The following is a 17,538-nucleotide window of genomic DNA, read 5'->3' on the forward strand; positions in this document are numbered from 1 at the left end:
AGTTGAGGGTATTTTGGCAGCAGTTTATCAGAGTGTGTTTGGTGGAGATGTATATCCGTCATTAGAGGAAAAAGCTGCTAATTTATTATATTTTATGATTAAGGATCATCCATATGCAGATGGATGTAAGCGAATAGCAGCATCGTTATTTTTGGAATTCCTTGCTCGGAATAATGCTTTATATAGAGATGATAATAAGATAATCAGTGATGGAGCATTGGTTGCGATTACGCTTATGATTGCAGAGTCAAGACCAGAAGAAAAAGATATAATGGTGAATCTTGTAATGAATTTTTTGACAATGTAGTTAGTTCATGAAATTTATTATTTAATGAAATTGGTAAATCGGTATTTAAGGAGCATATATGAAGAAACAACAACTTTCAGCGGAACAAAAAAGATTAGAAACAGATCTTTGGATTATAGCTTTGGTAACATTGGGAGTTTTCCTATTTTACGCTGCAACAGGTAAACAACTAATGAGTTTTGTTGCGAACAGCAATATTTCAGTTATTCCAAGATTATTACTTAATGCGGGAGTACAATTTGGCGTAGCTGGATTGGGAATTACAATCGTTTGCATTTTGCGAAAAGAAAGTTTCACGCATTTTGGATTGATACGAAAAAATATTTTCAAAGCAATCATCGGGACGATTATATGCTTTGTCCCGTCCATCTGTTATATTTTTTTATCAGGTCAATTCAATGGCTACCAATCTTTCAGTATTTTAATCACAGATGATGTAATTGCAAGTGGTATTCCATTTTCAATATTAGGAATGGCTCTTATCGTTCTTGTGTGGGGCTTTTTTGAAGGATTTAATTATGTTGTTATTTGTGACAAAATCAATAGAAGATACCCTACTACAAACGAATGGTTAGATTATGGAGCTATTACTTGTGCAATCGTGTGTATACTTTTCCACCCATTTAGCACTTCTTTTTGGGGGATTGTAGAAATAATTACCACAGTTATTGCAATTTACGGAATGTTAATGGTAAAGAAGAAAACTGGCAACGCATGGGGGTGCGTATTTGCCTTTTGTTTTATTTGGAATGCCATATAAATTCAAGCTTGTTGTACAGAGATGAGCCTCTGGAGATTAAAAAATGAAATTGGAGCTTGAAGCGAGAAAGGGGATAGGTATGCGGTTAGCGTTAGTTCAAATGCCGAATTACGGCAGTAAGGATGAAAATTTATATAAAAGTTTGCAGGCAATTGAGATTGCGTCAAAGCAAGGGGCAGACCTTGTACTGTTCCCAGAAGTACAGCTGACAGAATTTTTTCCACAGTATCCAGGTCAGGATGCACATAAGTATGCAGTAACAATTGAGGGAGAGACTGTAAAAAAATTTTGCGACATATGCAGGAACAATAAGATTTCGGCAGTACCTAATCTATATCTTCTTGAAAATGACAGGACATATGATGCAAGTATTTTCATTGATAAAAACGGTGAAGTAAAAGGCACGCAGAAAATGGTGCATATAGCACAGGCAGAGCAATTTTACGAGCAGGATTATTATACGCCATCTGATGAGGGCTTTAAGGTTTTCGATACGGAATTTGGAAAAATAGGTCTTGTTGTATGCTTTGACAGACACTATCCTGAGAGCATACGGACAGAAGTACTGCGTGGAGCAGATTTGATTCTGATACCGACCGTTAATACAAAAGCAGAGCCATCGCTGATGTTTGAGTGGGAACTTCGGGTACAGGCATTTCAAAACAGTGTTATATTGGCAATGTGTAATCGTGTTGGCACAGAAGGAAATATGTGTTTTTCGGGAGAATCCATAGTCGTAGATGCAAAGGGAGATGTTCTTGCAAAAGCAGACGATACGGAACAGATTTTATATGTGGATATAGATATGCAGGAATCCTTAAAAATACGAAATGCAAAACCGTATACACAGCTTAGAAGACCGGATTTTTATTTATAAGAGCCTTGGGGTCAGCTCCTAATAGACGTATGTCTGGCAATTTGATGCAAATGCTGAAGAGTGGGGTGATACAGTGAAAGCAGAAAATCAGCTGTTGAAACTGAAATCCAGGAACTTCAAAAAACTCTCTCCCTCTTAAAATTCAAGTGCTGGTATTATGAAACGGCAATGAAAGATGGTAACGAAGATGGTATAAATGCCATGTTACCTGACAAGCTTCCAAAAAATATACAGAAACTATATGACGAAGGAACAAAAGAGAGGATACTGTAATGGATATATTAGAGCTTATGAAAGAAAGACACAGCGTAAGGCAATATAAAAATCAGACTATCGAATCATCTAAAAGAGAAGAAATCAACTCCCTGATAAATGCTGTCAATGCAGAGAGTAAATTATCAATTCAGGTTTTTTATGACGAACCAAAATGTTTTAATTCTTTTATGGCTCATTATGGGAAGTTTGAAAATGTAAAAAACTATATTGCTATTGTCGGAAATAAAAATGATCAGGAAAAGGCAGGATATTATGGTGAGAAGATTGTGCTGAAGTGTCAGGAACTTGGCCTTAATACCTGCTGGGTAGCAATGACGCATGGTAAATCAAAAGCAGAAATAAACAGAGGACAGAAACTGCTGATCATTATTTCTCTGGGATATGGGGAAACACAGGGAGTTCCACATAAAGGCAAGAGAATAGCAGAACTTGGAAAGGCAGACCAGAGTACAGAATGGTTTGACAGAGGTATGGAAGCAGTAAGTCTGGCACCTACTGCTGTAAATCAGCAGAAGTTCCTTTTTGAACTGAAAAATGGAAAAGTCACAGCCAAAAATCTTGGAGGATTTTATTCTAAGATTGATCTTGGAATTGCCAAATATCATTTTGAGGCAGTAACCGGGCATGAAGTAAAATGATGTAGACAAAGAAAGATATAGATAAACCGACAGCAGATTTTGAGCGGTATCAGAAAATACTGTTTGCTGAAGCTGCATGGGTTTAAGCTTGAACATAATGTGATAAAAAAGAAAATGATAAGAAAGAGAGGTTATTAATAAATGAATTTTATGAAGAAAAACGGGAGTGGCATTCTTGTCTGCCTTGTGATAGCAATTCCGTCGTGGCTGCTTGGAAAGGCTTTTCCGGTGGCAGGAGGACCGGTGATCGCTATTATAGCAGGAATGATCGTTACCATGTTCTGGAAAAATAAAGGGAAAGCAGAATCAGGAATTAAATGGACTTCAAAGGTGATTCTTCAGACTGCAGTTGTTCTGCTTGGGTTTGGAATGAATCTTGGGGTTATCTTCCAGACTGGAAAGCAGTCACTGCCAATTATTATCTGCACGATCACAGCATCTCTTGTCATCGCGTGGATATTACAAAGAGTTCTTAAGGTGCCAGCGAATACATCTGTACTGGTAGGTGTCGGCTCATCTATCTGTGGAGGCTCTGCGATCGCGGCGACTGCTCCTGTCATAGGTGCAGATGATGATGAGATCGCACAGTCCATAGCAGTGATTTTCTTTTTTAATGTGCTTGCAGCCATTTTCTTCCCTATGCTTGGAAAAGCAATTGGGTTCGATACTATGCACGGTGATGCATTTGGTATTTTTGCAGGGACAGCGATTAATGATACCTCATCCGTAACTGCTGCAGCATCAACCTGGGACAGTATGTGGAACCTTGGAAGTGAGACACTGAATAAAGCAGTGACTGTGAAGCTTACGAGAACGCTTGCTATCATACCGATCACGCTTGGATTATCATTCATACAGGCGAAAAAGAGTGTACGGGAAGGAAAGCAGGCCGCAAAGTTCAGCTTAAAACGTGCATTTCCAATGTTTATACTTTACTTTGTGATAGCAGCGATCATCACGACAGTCTGTGTACATATGGGAGTCAATGCGGAAGTATTTAAGCCAATGAAGGAGCTGTCTAAATTTATGATCATCATGGCTATGGCTGCGATCGGCTTGAACAGTAATATGGTACAGCTCATCAAAACAGGTGGCAAACCCATTATTGTTGGTGCTTCCTGCTGGTGTGGAATAACGGTCGTAAGTCTGATCATGCAGCATGTGATGAAGATCTGGTAGGTAAAAAAATATGGTATACACATGTGGATATAGGTCACCGTTAGGTGATATTTTGATGGCTGCGGATGAAAACGGACTTATCGGTTTGTGGTTTGAAGGGCAGAAATATTTTGCGGATACACTTCCGGATGAGCATGTTTCACAGGAAACGCCCGTCCTCACGAAAGCAAAAAAGTGGCTGGATATATATTTCTCCGGTGATGAGCCTGACTTTACGCCACCGCTTCATCCCTCCGGCTCATCATTCAGACAGGAGGTGTGGAAGATTTTATCAGAGATCCCCTATGGACAGACAGTTACATATGGAGAAATAGCGCGCAGAATGGGAGAATTAAAAAATATTTCTCATATGTCCGCACAGGCAGTTGGCGGTGCAGTGGGACATAATAAAATTTCCATTATCATCCCATGTCATCGTGTAGTGGGTGTAAAGGGGAGTCTGACAGGATATGCTGCAGGAATTGACAAAAAAATTTTCCTGCTTGAGCTGGAACATGCTAAAAACTACACTGATCAACTGCCGTATATGGTATTGGCAACAGGTCTGAAAAAAGCATATATCTGTCACTATGGCGAATTACTTTAGCGAGGCACGAGGATGGTAGAGAAATATAAATATTTCCTTAATTATGGAGAGATACTATTTACATAGATCAAATAGTAGAGTAATCTTTTTAAAAATTATTCAGAGAATGCTGATAACAGGAAAGAGGTATGTTGATAATGAAGAAACTGATGACGATTGTAATTAGTACAATGCTTTGTGTAGCATTATTTGCAGGCTGTGGACAGGCGGAAGAAAAGGAATTGACGGGAACGATCGATGAGATAAAGGATTTCATGTTTGTCATTACAGATGAAAATGATACGCCATATAGCTTTACCTTTGAGGAGAAGCCGGAAGGTCTGGAGAATGTAAGCGAAGGGGATACTGTAATCGTAAAATATACAGGAACAATATCTGAGGTGGATCCGTTTGAGGGAGAGGTAATATCTGTTGAAAAAACAGAATAAAACCGTTTAAAGGAGATGTTAAATATTTCACAGAAAAAATCAACAGCTTTGACTGTGCTGCTTGTTCTCACGTTTATTATTGAGGGACTTTTTATAAAAGGCTGTAAAGCGGAAACATTAGGAAAAAGGGATTATGGAGTTTTTTTAAATGTAGATGACTCATCTCTGGAACGGCTTGAAATGTATGAAACGATAGTGATCGATGCGCAGTATTTTACAAAGAAGGACATTGAACAGCTGCATGAAAATGGAACGACCGTATATACTTATCTTAATATTGGTTCTATCGAGAACTTCAGGGAATATTATACGGCCTATGAGGAACTGGCAATTGGCAGTTATGAACATTGGGATGAGGAAAAATGGGTGGATGCAGCAAGCCCGGACTGGCAGAGGTTTATAATGCAGCTGGCACGGGAGCTATATGAAAAAGATGTTGATGGTTTTTTTATTGATAATTGTGACGTATATTATTATGCTCCGCGAAAGGATATTTTTGATGGTCTTACAGTCATCCTGCAGTACATCATGACATTGGGAAAAGAAGTCATCATCAATGGTGGTGATACTTATGTGACGGAATATAAGGAACGTTATGGGACTATTGATCCTATTATGACAGGTGTAAACCAGGAGACTGTATGGAGCCATATTGATTTTGCTAAGGGAACCTTTAACGAGCAGAACAGGGAGGAGAGGGAGTATTTCTGCGGATATCTGGAATCATGTAAGGCAGATGGAATGGAAGTGTATCTGTTGGAATATACAGCCAACCGGAAGCTGATCCGGAAAATAGAAAAATACTGCAGGAAACAAGGCTTTCATTTTTATATTTCAGATTCTCTTGAGCTAGAGTAAACGTTAAGTATATATTTATCAAAAATATATGTATGTTTCCACAGAATAACTGGTGTACAGATGAAGGAAATATGAAATTATCCATTATCAGAAATGCAGTCTTCGCAGTAACCGGTATAGGGGTAATCTGTCTGTATGCTATTTTAGGAAATCAAAGACCTGTGCATATATGTGGATCATTGTAATGGGACTTCAGCTTTTATTTTAAAGCTGAAGCGTAACGGAAAGGAAGGACAATATAATGAAAATAGAAAAATTTGTAAAGCTCATGACAGGCCATTTTGATAATAAAGAACAGTTTACCGCGATGAAAGAAGCCGGGAAGATCTATCCGTATGCACAGCATGTGAATACAGTCTGTAATGATAAGGTAAAAAATATTCCTGAAGATTTCGCGGGAATATTCATAGTAGAAGAAAGCTATTATGAGACGGATGGAAGAGAGCATGCGTCACCACATTTATTTCTAATTACAGAGAGTTGCGATGGGATCCTGCTTTCCTCCTATGAATTACCGGCAGGAGAAGACAAGAATACGTTCTCTTATGCTTCTATGAAGACCGTAGACTATAATGAGCTGAAAAAATCTGAGAAGTTTACACCGGCATTATATAAGGAAACAGATGGCGGCTGGGAAGGTGGCAGTGTGAGTCACTTTTCTCCGGTTATGACCTTCAGGTTATGGGAGAGGTTTTCTGAAACATGCCTGGAGGTTTCCGAAAGTATGGAAGTGAACGGAAAGAGAACCTTCGGATATGATGCTCCGATTATATACAAAAGGGTATCAGCTCAACAATAAGCATATTTGATGTGGCAGGAAGAAATTTTTTAATTGAAGGGTGAGAGTTTTCTTAATTTTTTGTACCTATATTTATAGAATCATATTAACCAATACTACCAGTGTAAAGGAGGACACTTTATGAGAAGAAAATTTCTTGCACCGGCTCTGGTTTTTATCATGTGTATAGGTATCACCATGACGGCTTATGCCTCTCCACAGGCGGATCAGCTGCAGAGCCAGCCACAATTTACAACCAATGCAACTGCTGAAGAACTATCCATTATCAAAACATTATTTTCTGCTGAGGAATATGCTGAATTATATCCTGATGTGGTAAAAGCCCACGGGAATGAAGAAGCTGCTCTTTGGGATCACTTTGTAACATATGGGTTATCGGAGGGAAGAGCTTTAAGCAAAAGCTTTCACGTGTTTGCATACCGTGACGCATATGAAGATCTTCAGGAAGCATTCGGGAACAATCTTATTGCTTATTATATCCATTATGCCACTCATGGAATGCAGGAAAACAGATCAATTACAACAGTTCCTCAGGCTGTAAAAGCCGGCATAACGGTAACAGGACTACGCGGACAGGTAATTGCCAGACCGGTACCCGTTGTGATCACTCCGACTGAAGAAACAAATCAGGAAGAAACAAATCACGAAGAAACAAATCACGAAGAAACCGGTAACCCTGTTGTCATACCGGAAACTCCTTCTCCAGAGCCTGTTCCTGTCCCTTCTGCTACTGTATGTACCCATCAATATATAACAAAACAACTGGAGAATACAAGATCACACGCACCGGTGTGTGAAAGCTGTGGATACATAGACGAACAAAAGCAGGAGCTTTGCGAAGCAGAGGACAGATACATAATAGATACGATGTACCACATGCATAAATGCAAGGGGTGTGACAGGCTTATGGATTCCGATAAGCATCAGTATCCTACTAACGATTACATATGCTCGGTATGCGGATATCGGCATGAGCATGACTACTATGTATTAAACTTTGATGATAAATATCATATAAAAAGATGCACCTTATGCAACTTCGCCTCTTCGGAACCACATACAACACCGGGAGTCTGTAAATGCGGATATAGTTCTTAACAGCCTTTATTATCTATAATACACCATGAGCAGCTGCAAAATCACTGTGGAAAATTTTGAACTCAACGGGAGTGCATTTTAACTGATGCACTCCCGTTTTTTAAATTGTGTACAAAGCAGGAACGCTTTTGGAACGCGCCGGTTTCTTTGGAGGAACGGAAGCTCTGTATAATAAATAACAACAGGCAGCAGAAAATTGCCTGAAATAATTATTCTGGAGGCATTTAACCATGTACTTTGACATTATCGCAAAAATCGTTTCAGAACGCACAGGCTGTGATGTTTCTGTTGTAAAACCGGAAAGCAGATTTTCTGAGCTTGGCATCGACTCGCTTGATACGGTAGAGCTCCTGATGAATCTGGAGGATGAGCTTGGTATTGAGATCGAATTGGATCAGAAGGTAGAAACTGTTGATGACCTGGATAGGTTTATCCAAAGTAAAAAGGGCTAGTATTATGATCAGGTCAACAATTTGTGAAATGCTTGGTATCGAATATCCAGTGTTTCAAGGCGGTATGGCTTGGATCGCTGACGGAAAACTGGCCGCTGCTGTTTCTTGCGGTGGCGGCCTTGGTATTATTGCAGCAGGAAATGCTAAAGGCGATTATGTCAGACAGCAGATCCAGGCTGCCAGGAGTATTACTGATAAACCTATTGGCGTTAATATTATGCTGCTTAGTCCCTTTGCGGATGAGGTAGCAAAGGTTGTCATAGAAGAAAAGATTGAGGTTGTGACCACAGGTGCAGGTAATCCCTCCAAATATATTAAGGAATGGCTGAATGCAGGAATCAGGGTAATTCCTGTAGTAGCCTCTGTTGCGATGGCAAAGCTGATGACTCGTCTTGGTGCCTCTGCCCTTATTGCAGAGGGCGGTGAAAGCGGTGGTCATGTAGGCGAGCTTACTACAATAGTACTGATCCCGCAGATTTGTGATGCAACTACTTTACCTGTTATTGCTGCCGGTGGTATTGCCGATGGCAGGGGTGTAGCAGCAGCATTTATGCTTGGCGCACAGGGCGTGCAGATGGGAACCCGTTTTCTCAGTGCAAATGAGTGTACCATCCATCCTGTATATAAAGAAAAAATACTTAAAGCAACTGACCTTTGTACGATGGTAACCGGTAAGCGTTTGGGACATCCGGTCCGGAGTCTGAGAACACCCTTTGCAAGAGAATATTCCAAGGCTGAATATGGTGGAATGCCGGATGAGGAGCTGGAAAAGCTGGCAACAGGGGCATTAAGACTTGCTGTGCAGGAGGGCGACGATAAAAAGGGTTGTTTTCTGTCCGGCCAGATAGCGGCAATGGTAAAAAAAGAGCAGCCGGCAGCAGAAATAGTTAAGGAGGTAATGGAGGAAGCTGAGGCTGTCCTTCTGAAGGCATCACAATGGATAAAATAGCATTTGTTTTTTCGGGTCAGGGCGATCAGTTTCCTGGGATGGGGAAAGATCTGTACGAAGAATATCCGGTTGCTCAAAGGATTTATGATCTTTGCGATAGCATACGGCCTGGAACATCCACCCAGTGCTTCAATAGTACAGAAGAGGAACTAAGGGAAACAAGGAATACACAGCCCTGCCTCTTTGCAATGGAGTTAGCTGCAGCAAGCATTCTGATCGAAAAGGGTGTTGTCCCGGATGCATTAGCAGGATTTTCTCTCGGTGAGGTTGTTGCGGCAACGGTCAGTGGAATATTTGACGATAAAACAGGTTTTCGTCTTGTCTGCAAGCGTGGAGAACTGATGCAGGGCGAGGCTGAGAAGTTCGACACAGCTATGGCTGCTGTTGTGAAGCTGACGTCAGAACAGGTGCAGGATATATGCAGAAGATATCCTGATGTTTATCCTGTAAACTTTAACTGTCCCGGGCAGATCACAGTATCCGGTATTTCCTCTCAAATGACAGATTTCCTTGCAGATGTAAAAGCAGCCGGTGGCAGAGCAATCCCGCTTAAAGTAAAGGGAGCGTTTCATTCACCTTTTATGAAGGCGGCAGCAGAGGCTTTTGAAAGAGAGCTGAACAAGGCGGCTATTAAGGAAAGAAACATAGTACTTTATTCGGATGTGACCGCTGAAGTCTATACCAATGATGTGGCAGGACTGCTTTCCAAGCAGATATGCAGTCCGGTACAGTGGGAAAAGATTATCTGCAATATGATCACAGATGGAATTGATACCTTCATTGAAATAGGTCCTGGTAAAACGCTTACTAACATGATTAAGAAAATAAGTACAGACATAAAGGCTGTAAATGTTATCGAATATCTTGCGGAGGTGGAAGGATGTTGAACGGAAAAACCGCAGTTGTGACAGGAGGCTCCCGTGGCATTGGTGAAGCGATCGTATATAAACTGGCTTCAATGGGTGCTAATATAGCCGTTATTTATGCAGGTAATGCTGCCGCCGCAGAGAAGGTGTGTAAAAAATGCGGCCAGAGGTACAGTGTAGAAGCGCGGGCTTATCAATGCAATGTTGCTGATTTTTCGGCTGTCAAGGAAGCTGTGGTAAAGATCAGGGCTGATTTTGGTGCGGCACAGTTCCTTGTGAATAATGCGGGAATTACGCATGACGGACTTCTTGCCATGATGAAAGAAGAAGATTTTGATGCGGTTCTGGACACCAATCTTAAAGGTGCTTTCAATATGATCCGCCATATGGCAGGACTGTTCATCCGGGCACGCGAAGGCTGTATTATCAATATCACATCCGTTTCGGGCATGATGGGCAATGCAGGACAATGCAATTATTCTGCATCAAAGGCTGGTCTGATCGGACTTACAAAGTCTGTAGCGAAGGAGCTTGCACCAAAAGGTATCCGTTGTAATGCGGTTGCTCCCGGATTTATCGCAACAGATATGACAGGAAATCAGACAGACAATCCTCTTTTGGATATGATCCCACTCGGTAAGATGGGTGAACCAGAGGATGTGGCAGACGCAGTTGCATATCTTGCAGCTGCAAAATATGTAACCGGCGAGGTGCTCCGTGTCGACGGAGGCATTGCTATGTAAGGAGAAAAACTATGAGTGAAAACAGACGAGTTGTTGTTACCGGTATCGGTGCAATTACCCCTTTGGGAAACAGTGTTTCTGATACCTGGGAGAATATGAAGAACGGTAAAAACGGCATTGGATCCATTACGCTTTTCGATACAGAAAAATTCAAAGCAAAGCTGGGAGCTGAAGTCAGGGGCTTTGATCCCAAGGAGTACCTGGAGGTTAATGAGGTCCTCCGTACTGACCGCTATGCACAGTTTGCTGTTGCAGCCGCACAGCAGGCAGTAGATGATAGCGGTGTTGAAGGCAATGTTGAGCCAGAACGCTTCGCAGTTATCTTTGGTTCAGGCATTGGTGGTATCAGCACCTTTGAAACAGAGCATACAAAGCTGATAGAGAAAGGACCGCGTCGGGTTTCTCCTTTATTTGTGCCCATGATGATCGGTAATATGGCAGCCGGTACGATTGCTATCCGTCATGATTGCCGGGGATCTGTCATGCCTGCCGTTACTGCGTGTGCTTCTGGTTCCAACGCCATCGGTGAAGCAATGCGCCTTATTCGTCACGGTTATGCTGATGCTGTGATCACCGGCGGTGCTGAAGCTGCTATTGTTCCTTCTGCTATCGCAGGCTTTGTCAATATGCAGGCACTCTCCACAGCTGAAGATCCAGATGCGGCATCTCTGCCTTTTGATAAACGCAGATGCGGCTTTGTTATCGGTGAAGGAGCTGTTGCGCTTATTCTTGAAGAGTATGGGCATGCAAAGGAACGCGGTGCAAAAATTTATGGCGAGGTATGTGGCTATGGTTCTACCTGCGATGCCTGTCATATCACTGCCCCTCATCCAGATGCGCGCGGAGGTGCACAGGCAATGAAGGATGCTATGAAAGAAGCCGGATACACAGATAAAGATACTGTTTATATCAATGCACATGGAACAGGTACACCGATGAATGATGTAATTGAGACATCTGCTATCAAGAAAGCCCTTGGAGAAGATAATGCAAAGAAGGCTTATGTAAGCTCCACAAAATCCATGACAGGACATATGCTTGGGGCAGCGGGCGCTATTGAAGCACTGGCTTGTCTTTTTGCACTGAATGAGAGTATTATTCCGCCCACGATCAATTTGGATGAACAGGATGAAAATTGTGATCTGAACTGTGTCCCGAAAATTGCTGTAAAAGCAGATATCACGCTGGCACTTTCCAACTCCCTTGGATTTGGTGGTCATAATGCATGCCTTGCTTTCAGAAAGGTGTAATAAGATGAAAGAAACAAATATCCGCAAATATGCCGAGCTGATGAAGGAGCTTGGGCTGACAGGACTTGAAATTACAGAGGAAAACAGTAAGGTCCGTCTGGAGCGTTCCCTTGCAGCGCCTGCAGGAGAAACTTTATATTCTGTTCCCGGTGCTGCTGCCAATATGCAGACAGCAGCTGGGTCAAAGGATTATATCAGCGTAAAATCACCTATCGTTGGTATATTTTATACGGCACCGGCAGAAAATGCCGATCCCTATGTTTCTATTGGTGATACAGTGAAAAAGGGACAAACTCTCTGCATTGTGGAAGCAATGAAGCTGATGAATGAGATTGCTTCCAATGAAGATGGTATCATCTCGGAGATCTGTGTTACTGACGGGCAGGTTGTTGAATATGGAACAGAGCTTTTCCGTATCAGGAGATAAGAATATGAACAGAGAAGAAATAATGACTATATTACCTCACAGAGATAATATGCTGCTTCTTGACGATGCAGAAAATAAGGAGAGTACAGCTGTCGGGCATTATACTGTTCGTGGCGATGAATTTTTCCTTAAGGGACATTTCCCGGATAATCCTGTTGTGCCCGGAGTTATTCTCTGCGAGATACTGGCTCAGTCTGCATGTGTACTGATGAAGGATAAAATGAGCGAAGGGAAACTGCCCGTTTATACAGGGCTTAACAATGTGAAATTCCGTTCTCCTGTTAAGCCAGGGGATACAGTCGAAGCACAGTGCCGTATTAAACGCGCAAAGCATCCTTTCTACTTTGCAGAGGGTACTGTTACGGTGGATGGAAGACTTTGCGCTTCAGCTGAATTTTCCTTTGCAATCACAGGAGTGTAAACTATGTTTTCAAAAATACTGATCGCCAACCGCGGCGAAATTGCTGTCCGTATCATCCGTGCCTGCAAGGAAATGGGTGTGGCTACGGTTGCTGTATATTCTGAGGCGGATAAAAATGCCCTTCACGTGGCTCTTGCTGATCAAAGCTATTGCATCGGTGGTCCCGAGGCTTCGGAAAGTTATCTGAACGAAAATCAAATTATAAGCACCGCTATTTTGGCGGGAGCGCAGGCAATTCATCCTGGCTATGGTTTTCTTTCTGAAAATGCACACTTTGCCCGTGCCTGCAGAAAGAACGGATTGGTATTTATCGGCCCGGATCCCGAAAGCATGGAGCGTATTGGTAATAAAGCACTGTTGAAGGAACTGATTCGAAGCACGTGCCTGACGGTCATTCCCGGAACAAAAACAGTAGCTTCTGCCGCAGAAGCAAGGCAGGCAGCTGACGGAATCGGATATCCTGTTATGCTCAAAGCCTGTGCAGGTGGAGGCGGAAGGGGAATCCGTCTGATTCATTCGGAGGATGAACTGGAGGATGCCTACTATCAGGCAACCAGTGAAGCGGTCAGTGCATTTGGCGACGGCAGTGTGTATCTTGAAAAATATATTTTTCCTGCAAGACATGTTGAATTGCAGATTCTTGCTGATGAACACGGAAATGCAGTGTGCCTTGGTGACAGGGACTGCTCTCTCCAAAGAAGAAACCAAAAGCTGCTGGAAGAAACTCCTTCTCCTGCCGTTAATGACGGGCAGCGTCAGGGGATTATAGAGCTGGCAGTGGATGCTGTAAAAAAAATTGGCTATGTAGGTGCGGGTACGCTTGAATTCCTGCTTGACCGGGAGGGAAACTTCTGGTTTATGGAAATGAATGTGCGGCTGCAGGTTGAGCATTGTGTAACAGAAATGCTGACAGGTTTTGATCTTGTAAAATGGCAGATCCGCATTGCGGCTGGTATACCGCTGAATTTTATACAAAAGGATGTTAGAATAAAAGGCTCTGCCATTGAATGCCGTATCAATGCAGGCAGCTGTGGAGCGCTGGAAATGCTTCATGTTCCGGGCGGACCGTCTGTACGGTTTGATACCTGTCTGGTCACAGGCACTGTCGTATCCCCGTATTATGATTCATTGCTTGGCAAGCTGATCGTATATGCTAAAACACGGGAAGAAGCCCTCCGCAAAATGAGGGCGGCACTTTGCGAATTGGTAATTGGCGGCATATCGACTAACATTGAGGAACAACTGCGGATCGTAGAGGATGAGCGCTTTATATCCGGTAATTATGATTTAGCGTTTATGGGAAACAGGTGATGAAATGGCATTACTTAATTTTTTAAAACCTAAAAATCAATTAGAAGAAGGCGGACGTTCTTCTGCTCCTGTCCAGCGTGATGCCGGTGAGCCTGAAAAGAAATGTCCGAATTGTCACAAGGATATTCCGCTGAGCCGCCTTTGGGCAAATGATCTTGTCTGTTCCTGTGGTTATCATTTTCGTATGAAAGCACGTCAGCGTATACAGATGATCACGGATAAGGGAAGCTTTCATGAGCTATATCCTAATATGAAAGCTGATAATCCGTTAAATTTTCCCGGATACAAGGAGAAGCTTGAAACTGTCCGTGTAGCAAGCAGCGAAAAGGAGGCCGTGGTCTGCGGTACGGCTGCTATTGGGAAACAAAAATGCTGTCTGTTTGTTATGGAACCGTACTTTATGATGGGTAGCATGGGTAGTGCTGTTGGTGAAAAAGTAACGATACTATTTGAGTATGCCGTGCAGCACCGCCTGCCGGTTATCGGCTTTACTGTATCTGGCGGTGCCCGTATGCAGGAAGGCTTATTGTCTCTGATGCAGATGGCCAAAATAAGCGCAGCGGTAAAACGGCATAGTGATGCAGGTCTTTTGTATATTGCTGTTCTTACTGATCCGACAACGGGTGGTGTGACGGCGAGCTTCGCTATGGAAGCAGATATTATTCTTGCTGAACCCGGTGCAACTGTCGGGTTTGCAGGGGCAAGAGTGATTGAACAGACGACAAGGAAGACTCTGCCGGAAGGATTTCAAAAGTCTGAATTTGTACTGAAGCATGGATTTATTGACAGCATTATTCAACGCTCCAGCCAGAAAAAGTATCTGAATGAGCTGTTGAAAATGCATGGTGGAGGATTATGATATGAGCCTGGCTGCTTATGAACGGGTGAAGCTTGCCCGTGATAGTAAAAGACCGACAGGGCTTGACTACATTAAAAATGTTTTCGGCGGCTTTATTGAATTTCATGGTGATCGCCGTTTTGCAGATGATCCCGCTGTTGTGGGTGGCATTGCAAAGCTTTGTAATATTCCCGTGACGGTAATTGCAATTGAAAAAGGTCATACGGCAAAGGAGCGTTCCTATCGGAATTTTGGTATGCCTCAGCCTGAAGGCTATCGCAAAGCCCTGCGGCTTATGAGACAGGCTGAAAAATTCGGCAGACCAGTTATTTGTTTTGTCGATACATCCGGTGCATACTGTGGAGTCGGGGCTGAGGAACGGGGACAGGGACAGGCGATCGCTGAAAATCTGCTGGAAATGTCCACGCTTTGTGTTCCGATCATTTCTATTTTAATTGGTGAAGGCGGCAGTGGAGGTGCTCTTGGTCTTGCAGTTGCCGACAGAGTCTGGATGCTGCAAAATGCCGTATATTCTGTCATTTCCCCAGAAGGCTGCGCAAGTATTCTCTGGAAAGATGCTGCCAAAGCAGAAATGGCAGCAGCAAGCTTGAAATTAGCGGCTGAAGATGCAAAAAGTATCGGTGTGATTGAACGCATCCTTTCCGAAAATGATATCGGGAAAAAGGAATTCTATGACCGTATCCGCACCCTACTGATGGAAGAGCTAAAAGTATTGTCTGAGGAAGCTGACCTGATTCAGAGCCGCTATGACAGATTCCGTAAGCTGGGTGTAAGCGCAGTTGTTAAGGAGTGAAAATGAGTATATATAAACAATACTGTAGTGAAATTGTTGATGAAAACGGCAGGTTACAAAAAATAACACTCGAATATCCGGATAACTTTAATTTCGGTTATGATGTTGTTGATAAAATTGCAGATGAAACACCGCAAAAACGTGCGCTGGTCTGGTGCAACGTAGAAGGTGAAGAACATATTTTTTCATTTGCAGATATAAAAAAGTACAGCAATCAGATGGCGAATGTGTTTCAAAGTGCAGGAATAGGCCACGGAGACCGTGTTATGCTGATCCTGAAGCGGCATTACGAATACTGGTTTGCTGCAGTGGCACTGCACAAGCTGGGTGCAGTGATGATACCGGTAACGCATATGCTGACGGTCAGCGATCTTGTATATCGCATGAAAGCTTCTAAGGCAAAGGCATTTGTATGCACTACCCAGAACGAGGTCCCGGGAAAAATTACCGAAGCGCTGGAAGAGGCTGGCATGACAGCAAAGCTCTGGTGTGTACAGGGGGATGCAGACGGCTTTGAAAATATGACAGAAGCTATGAAAGAAGCTTCTGAAGAATTTGAACGTGTGCAGACCCTGGCGGCGGATCCTATGATGCTGTATTTTACATCCGGCACTACAGGATATCCTAAAGGTGTAATTCATGATCACAGTTATCCGCTTGCACATATCGTCACGGCAAAGTACTGGCATCAGGCAGAGGAAGACGGCCTGCATTTTACTGTTGCGGAAACAGGATGGGCAAAAGCATCCTGGGGTAAGCTTTATGGACAATGGCTGGTTGGCTGTGCGGTTATGGTGTATGATTTTGATAATTTTGAGCCAAAGCAGCTGACTGCAGTTATCAACCATTATGGTGTAACCTCCTTCTGTGCACCTCCCACAGTTTATCGTTACCTTGTGCGTAAAGGCATTCCTGACATGCCAACGCTCAGACATGCGACCACAGCAGGTGAAATGTTAGCCCCTGAGGTGTTTCATAAGTTTACAGAACGTACCGGGCTTCAACTCTGTGAGGGCTACGGACAGACTGAGACAACATTATTAATGGCAAATTTCAAAGGCTATGATGCCGTGGAGGGTTCCATGGGAACACCGTCCCCCTTTTACAATCTTGAGCTTCGGGGAAAGGACGGAAAACCTGCAGGGATTGGCGAAATAGGGGAGGTTGTTATTATTCCCGAAAAGGCTGGTAAACAGCCGGGTGTATTTACTACATATCTAGACGATGATGAACAGTACGGATATGTCTGGCGTGATGGGGTATATCATACGGGTGATGCGGCATATATGGATGAACATGGCCATTACTGGTTCCATGGACGTTTTGATGATATCATCAAGACAGGCGGCTTCAGGGTTGGACCTTATGAAGTGGAAAATGTGCTGATGGAGCATCCTGCCGTTGTAGAATGCAGTGTGATCGGCGTACCGGATTCTCTGCGGGGTCAGGCGATCAAGGCAGTTGTTGTTCCTGGGGCAGGATATGAGCCGTCACAGGAGCTTGAGCTGGAAATTAAAAATTTTTGCAATCAGAAGCTTTCAGAATACAAATGGATCCGTTTCGTGGAATTCATAACTGAAATGCCTAAAACCATCAGCGGTAAGATACAAAAGACGGTGCTTCGTGGTCAGAAATAGCAGGTACCGCATTAGTTGTAATAT

21 protein-coding genes and 1 pseudogene are annotated in these 17,538 nt (G+C 43.0%); all 22 read left to right on the top strand.

What is annotated here, in order from left to right; all coding sequences use genetic code 11:
• The coding region (locus tag WJQ40_RS12740; protein WP_337540666.1) for a Fic family protein at positions 1-307 on the top strand (307 nt) is incomplete at its 5' end.
• Between the two features lie 58 nt (positions 308-365).
• Positions 366-1,067 carry a hypothetical protein gene (locus WJQ40_RS12745; protein WP_262575308.1) on the top strand — a complete coding sequence of 234 codons (702 nt, stop codon included), beginning with the start codon at positions 366-368 and terminating at the stop codon, positions 1,065-1,067.
• A 43-nt stretch (positions 1,068-1,110) separates the two neighbouring features.
• On the top strand, positions 1,111-1,944 hold the full coding sequence (locus tag WJQ40_RS12750) for a carbon-nitrogen hydrolase family protein (protein ID WP_337540669.1): 834 nt from the start codon (positions 1,111-1,113) through the stop codon (positions 1,942-1,944).
• Between the two features lie 272 nt (positions 1,945-2,216).
• Entirely contained in the window at positions 2,217-2,858 is a 642-nt protein-coding gene (locus WJQ40_RS12755; RefSeq protein WP_262575310.1) for a nitroreductase family protein, read from the top strand.
• Between the two features lie 141 nt (positions 2,859-2,999).
• A complete protein-coding gene (locus WJQ40_RS12760) occupies positions 3,000-4,037 on the top strand; it encodes a YeiH family protein (RefSeq protein WP_337405761.1) in 1,038 nt (345 codons plus the stop codon).
• 10 nt (positions 4,038-4,047) lie between these two features.
• Positions 4,048-4,623 carry a methylated-DNA--[protein]-cysteine S-methyltransferase gene (locus WJQ40_RS12765; RefSeq protein ID WP_337540672.1) on the top strand — a complete coding sequence of 192 codons (576 nt, stop codon included), beginning with the start codon at positions 4,048-4,050 and terminating at the stop codon, positions 4,621-4,623.
• 134 nt (positions 4,624-4,757) lie between these two features.
• On the top strand, positions 4,758-5,051 hold the full coding sequence (locus WJQ40_RS12770; protein ID WP_337540749.1) for a hypothetical protein: 294 nt from the start codon (positions 4,758-4,760) through the stop codon (positions 5,049-5,051).
• 15 nt (positions 5,052-5,066) lie between these two features.
• On the top strand, positions 5,067-5,909 hold the full coding sequence (locus tag WJQ40_RS12775) for an endo alpha-1,4 polygalactosaminidase (RefSeq protein WP_337540674.1): 843 nt from the start codon (positions 5,067-5,069) through the stop codon (positions 5,907-5,909).
• Positions 5,910-5,935: 26 nt separating this feature from the next.
• Positions 5,936-6,117 (top strand): annotated as a pseudogene (locus WJQ40_RS12780) (hypothetical protein); the annotation flags it as partial.
• Positions 6,118-6,147: 30 nt separating this feature from the next.
• Positions 6,148-6,708, top strand: a complete 561-nt coding sequence (locus WJQ40_RS12785) for a hypothetical protein (RefSeq protein ID WP_337540750.1) — start codon at positions 6,148-6,150, stop codon at positions 6,706-6,708.
• 120 nt (positions 6,709-6,828) lie between these two features.
• Complete coding sequence (locus WJQ40_RS12790) at positions 6,829-7,806, top strand: hypothetical protein (RefSeq protein WP_337540676.1); 978 nt, start codon at positions 6,829-6,831, stop codon at positions 7,804-7,806.
• Between the two features lie 230 nt (positions 7,807-8,036).
• Entirely contained in the window at positions 8,037-8,258 is a 222-nt protein-coding gene (locus WJQ40_RS12795; protein WP_118798483.1) for an acyl carrier protein, read from the top strand.
• A gap of 7 nt (positions 8,259-8,265) precedes the next feature.
• Complete coding sequence (gene fabK / locus WJQ40_RS12800; RefSeq protein ID WP_337540752.1) at positions 8,266-9,207, top strand: enoyl-[acyl-carrier-protein] reductase FabK; 942 nt, start codon at positions 8,266-8,268, stop codon at positions 9,205-9,207.
• Entirely contained in the window at positions 9,195-10,094 is a 900-nt protein-coding gene (gene fabD / locus WJQ40_RS12805) for an ACP S-malonyltransferase (RefSeq protein WP_337540678.1), read from the top strand. Before fabK ends, fabD begins: the two co-directional genes overlap by 13 nt.
• The gene (gene fabG, locus WJQ40_RS12810) at positions 10,088-10,816 is read left to right on the top strand and encodes a 3-oxoacyl-ACP reductase FabG (RefSeq protein WP_337540680.1); all 729 of its coding nucleotides are present in this window, start codon (positions 10,088-10,090) and stop codon (positions 10,814-10,816) included. Before fabD ends, fabG begins: the two co-directional genes overlap by 7 nt.
• A gap of 11 nt (positions 10,817-10,827) precedes the next feature.
• On the top strand, positions 10,828-12,066 hold the full coding sequence (gene fabF / locus WJQ40_RS12815; RefSeq protein WP_337540682.1) for a beta-ketoacyl-ACP synthase II: 1,239 nt from the start codon (positions 10,828-10,830) through the stop codon (positions 12,064-12,066).
• 4 nt (positions 12,067-12,070) lie between these two features.
• Positions 12,071-12,493, top strand: a complete 423-nt coding sequence (locus WJQ40_RS12820; protein ID WP_337540684.1) for a biotin/lipoyl-containing protein — start codon at positions 12,071-12,073, stop codon at positions 12,491-12,493.
• 4 nt (positions 12,494-12,497) lie between these two features.
• Positions 12,498-12,914, top strand: coding sequence for a 3-hydroxyacyl-ACP dehydratase FabZ (gene fabZ / locus WJQ40_RS12825; RefSeq protein ID WP_118798594.1), 417 nt, complete (start codon positions 12,498-12,500; stop codon positions 12,912-12,914).
• A gap of 3 nt (positions 12,915-12,917) precedes the next feature.
• Entirely contained in the window at positions 12,918-14,225 is a 1,308-nt protein-coding gene (locus WJQ40_RS12830; RefSeq protein ID WP_337540685.1) for an acetyl-CoA carboxylase biotin carboxylase subunit, read from the top strand.
• Between the two features lie 4 nt (positions 14,226-14,229).
• Positions 14,230-15,084, top strand: a complete 855-nt coding sequence (accD, locus tag WJQ40_RS12835) for an acetyl-CoA carboxylase, carboxyltransferase subunit beta (protein WP_118798490.1) — start codon at positions 14,230-14,232, stop codon at positions 15,082-15,084.
• Between the two features lies 1 nt (position 15,085).
• Positions 15,086-15,877 carry an acetyl-CoA carboxylase carboxyltransferase subunit alpha gene (locus WJQ40_RS12840; RefSeq protein ID WP_337540687.1) on the top strand — a complete coding sequence of 264 codons (792 nt, stop codon included), beginning with the start codon at positions 15,086-15,088 and terminating at the stop codon, positions 15,875-15,877.
• Positions 15,878-15,879: 2 nt separating this feature from the next.
• Positions 15,880-17,514, top strand: a complete 1,635-nt coding sequence (locus WJQ40_RS12845; RefSeq protein ID WP_337540688.1) for an AMP-binding protein — start codon at positions 15,880-15,882, stop codon at positions 17,512-17,514.
• The last annotated feature ends 24 nt before the right edge of the window (positions 17,515-17,538 follow it).

The organism is Suilimivivens sp., from assembly GCF_037359455.1.
Classification (GTDB): domain Bacteria; phylum Bacillota; class Clostridia; order Lachnospirales; family Lachnospiraceae; genus Suilimivivens; species Suilimivivens aceti.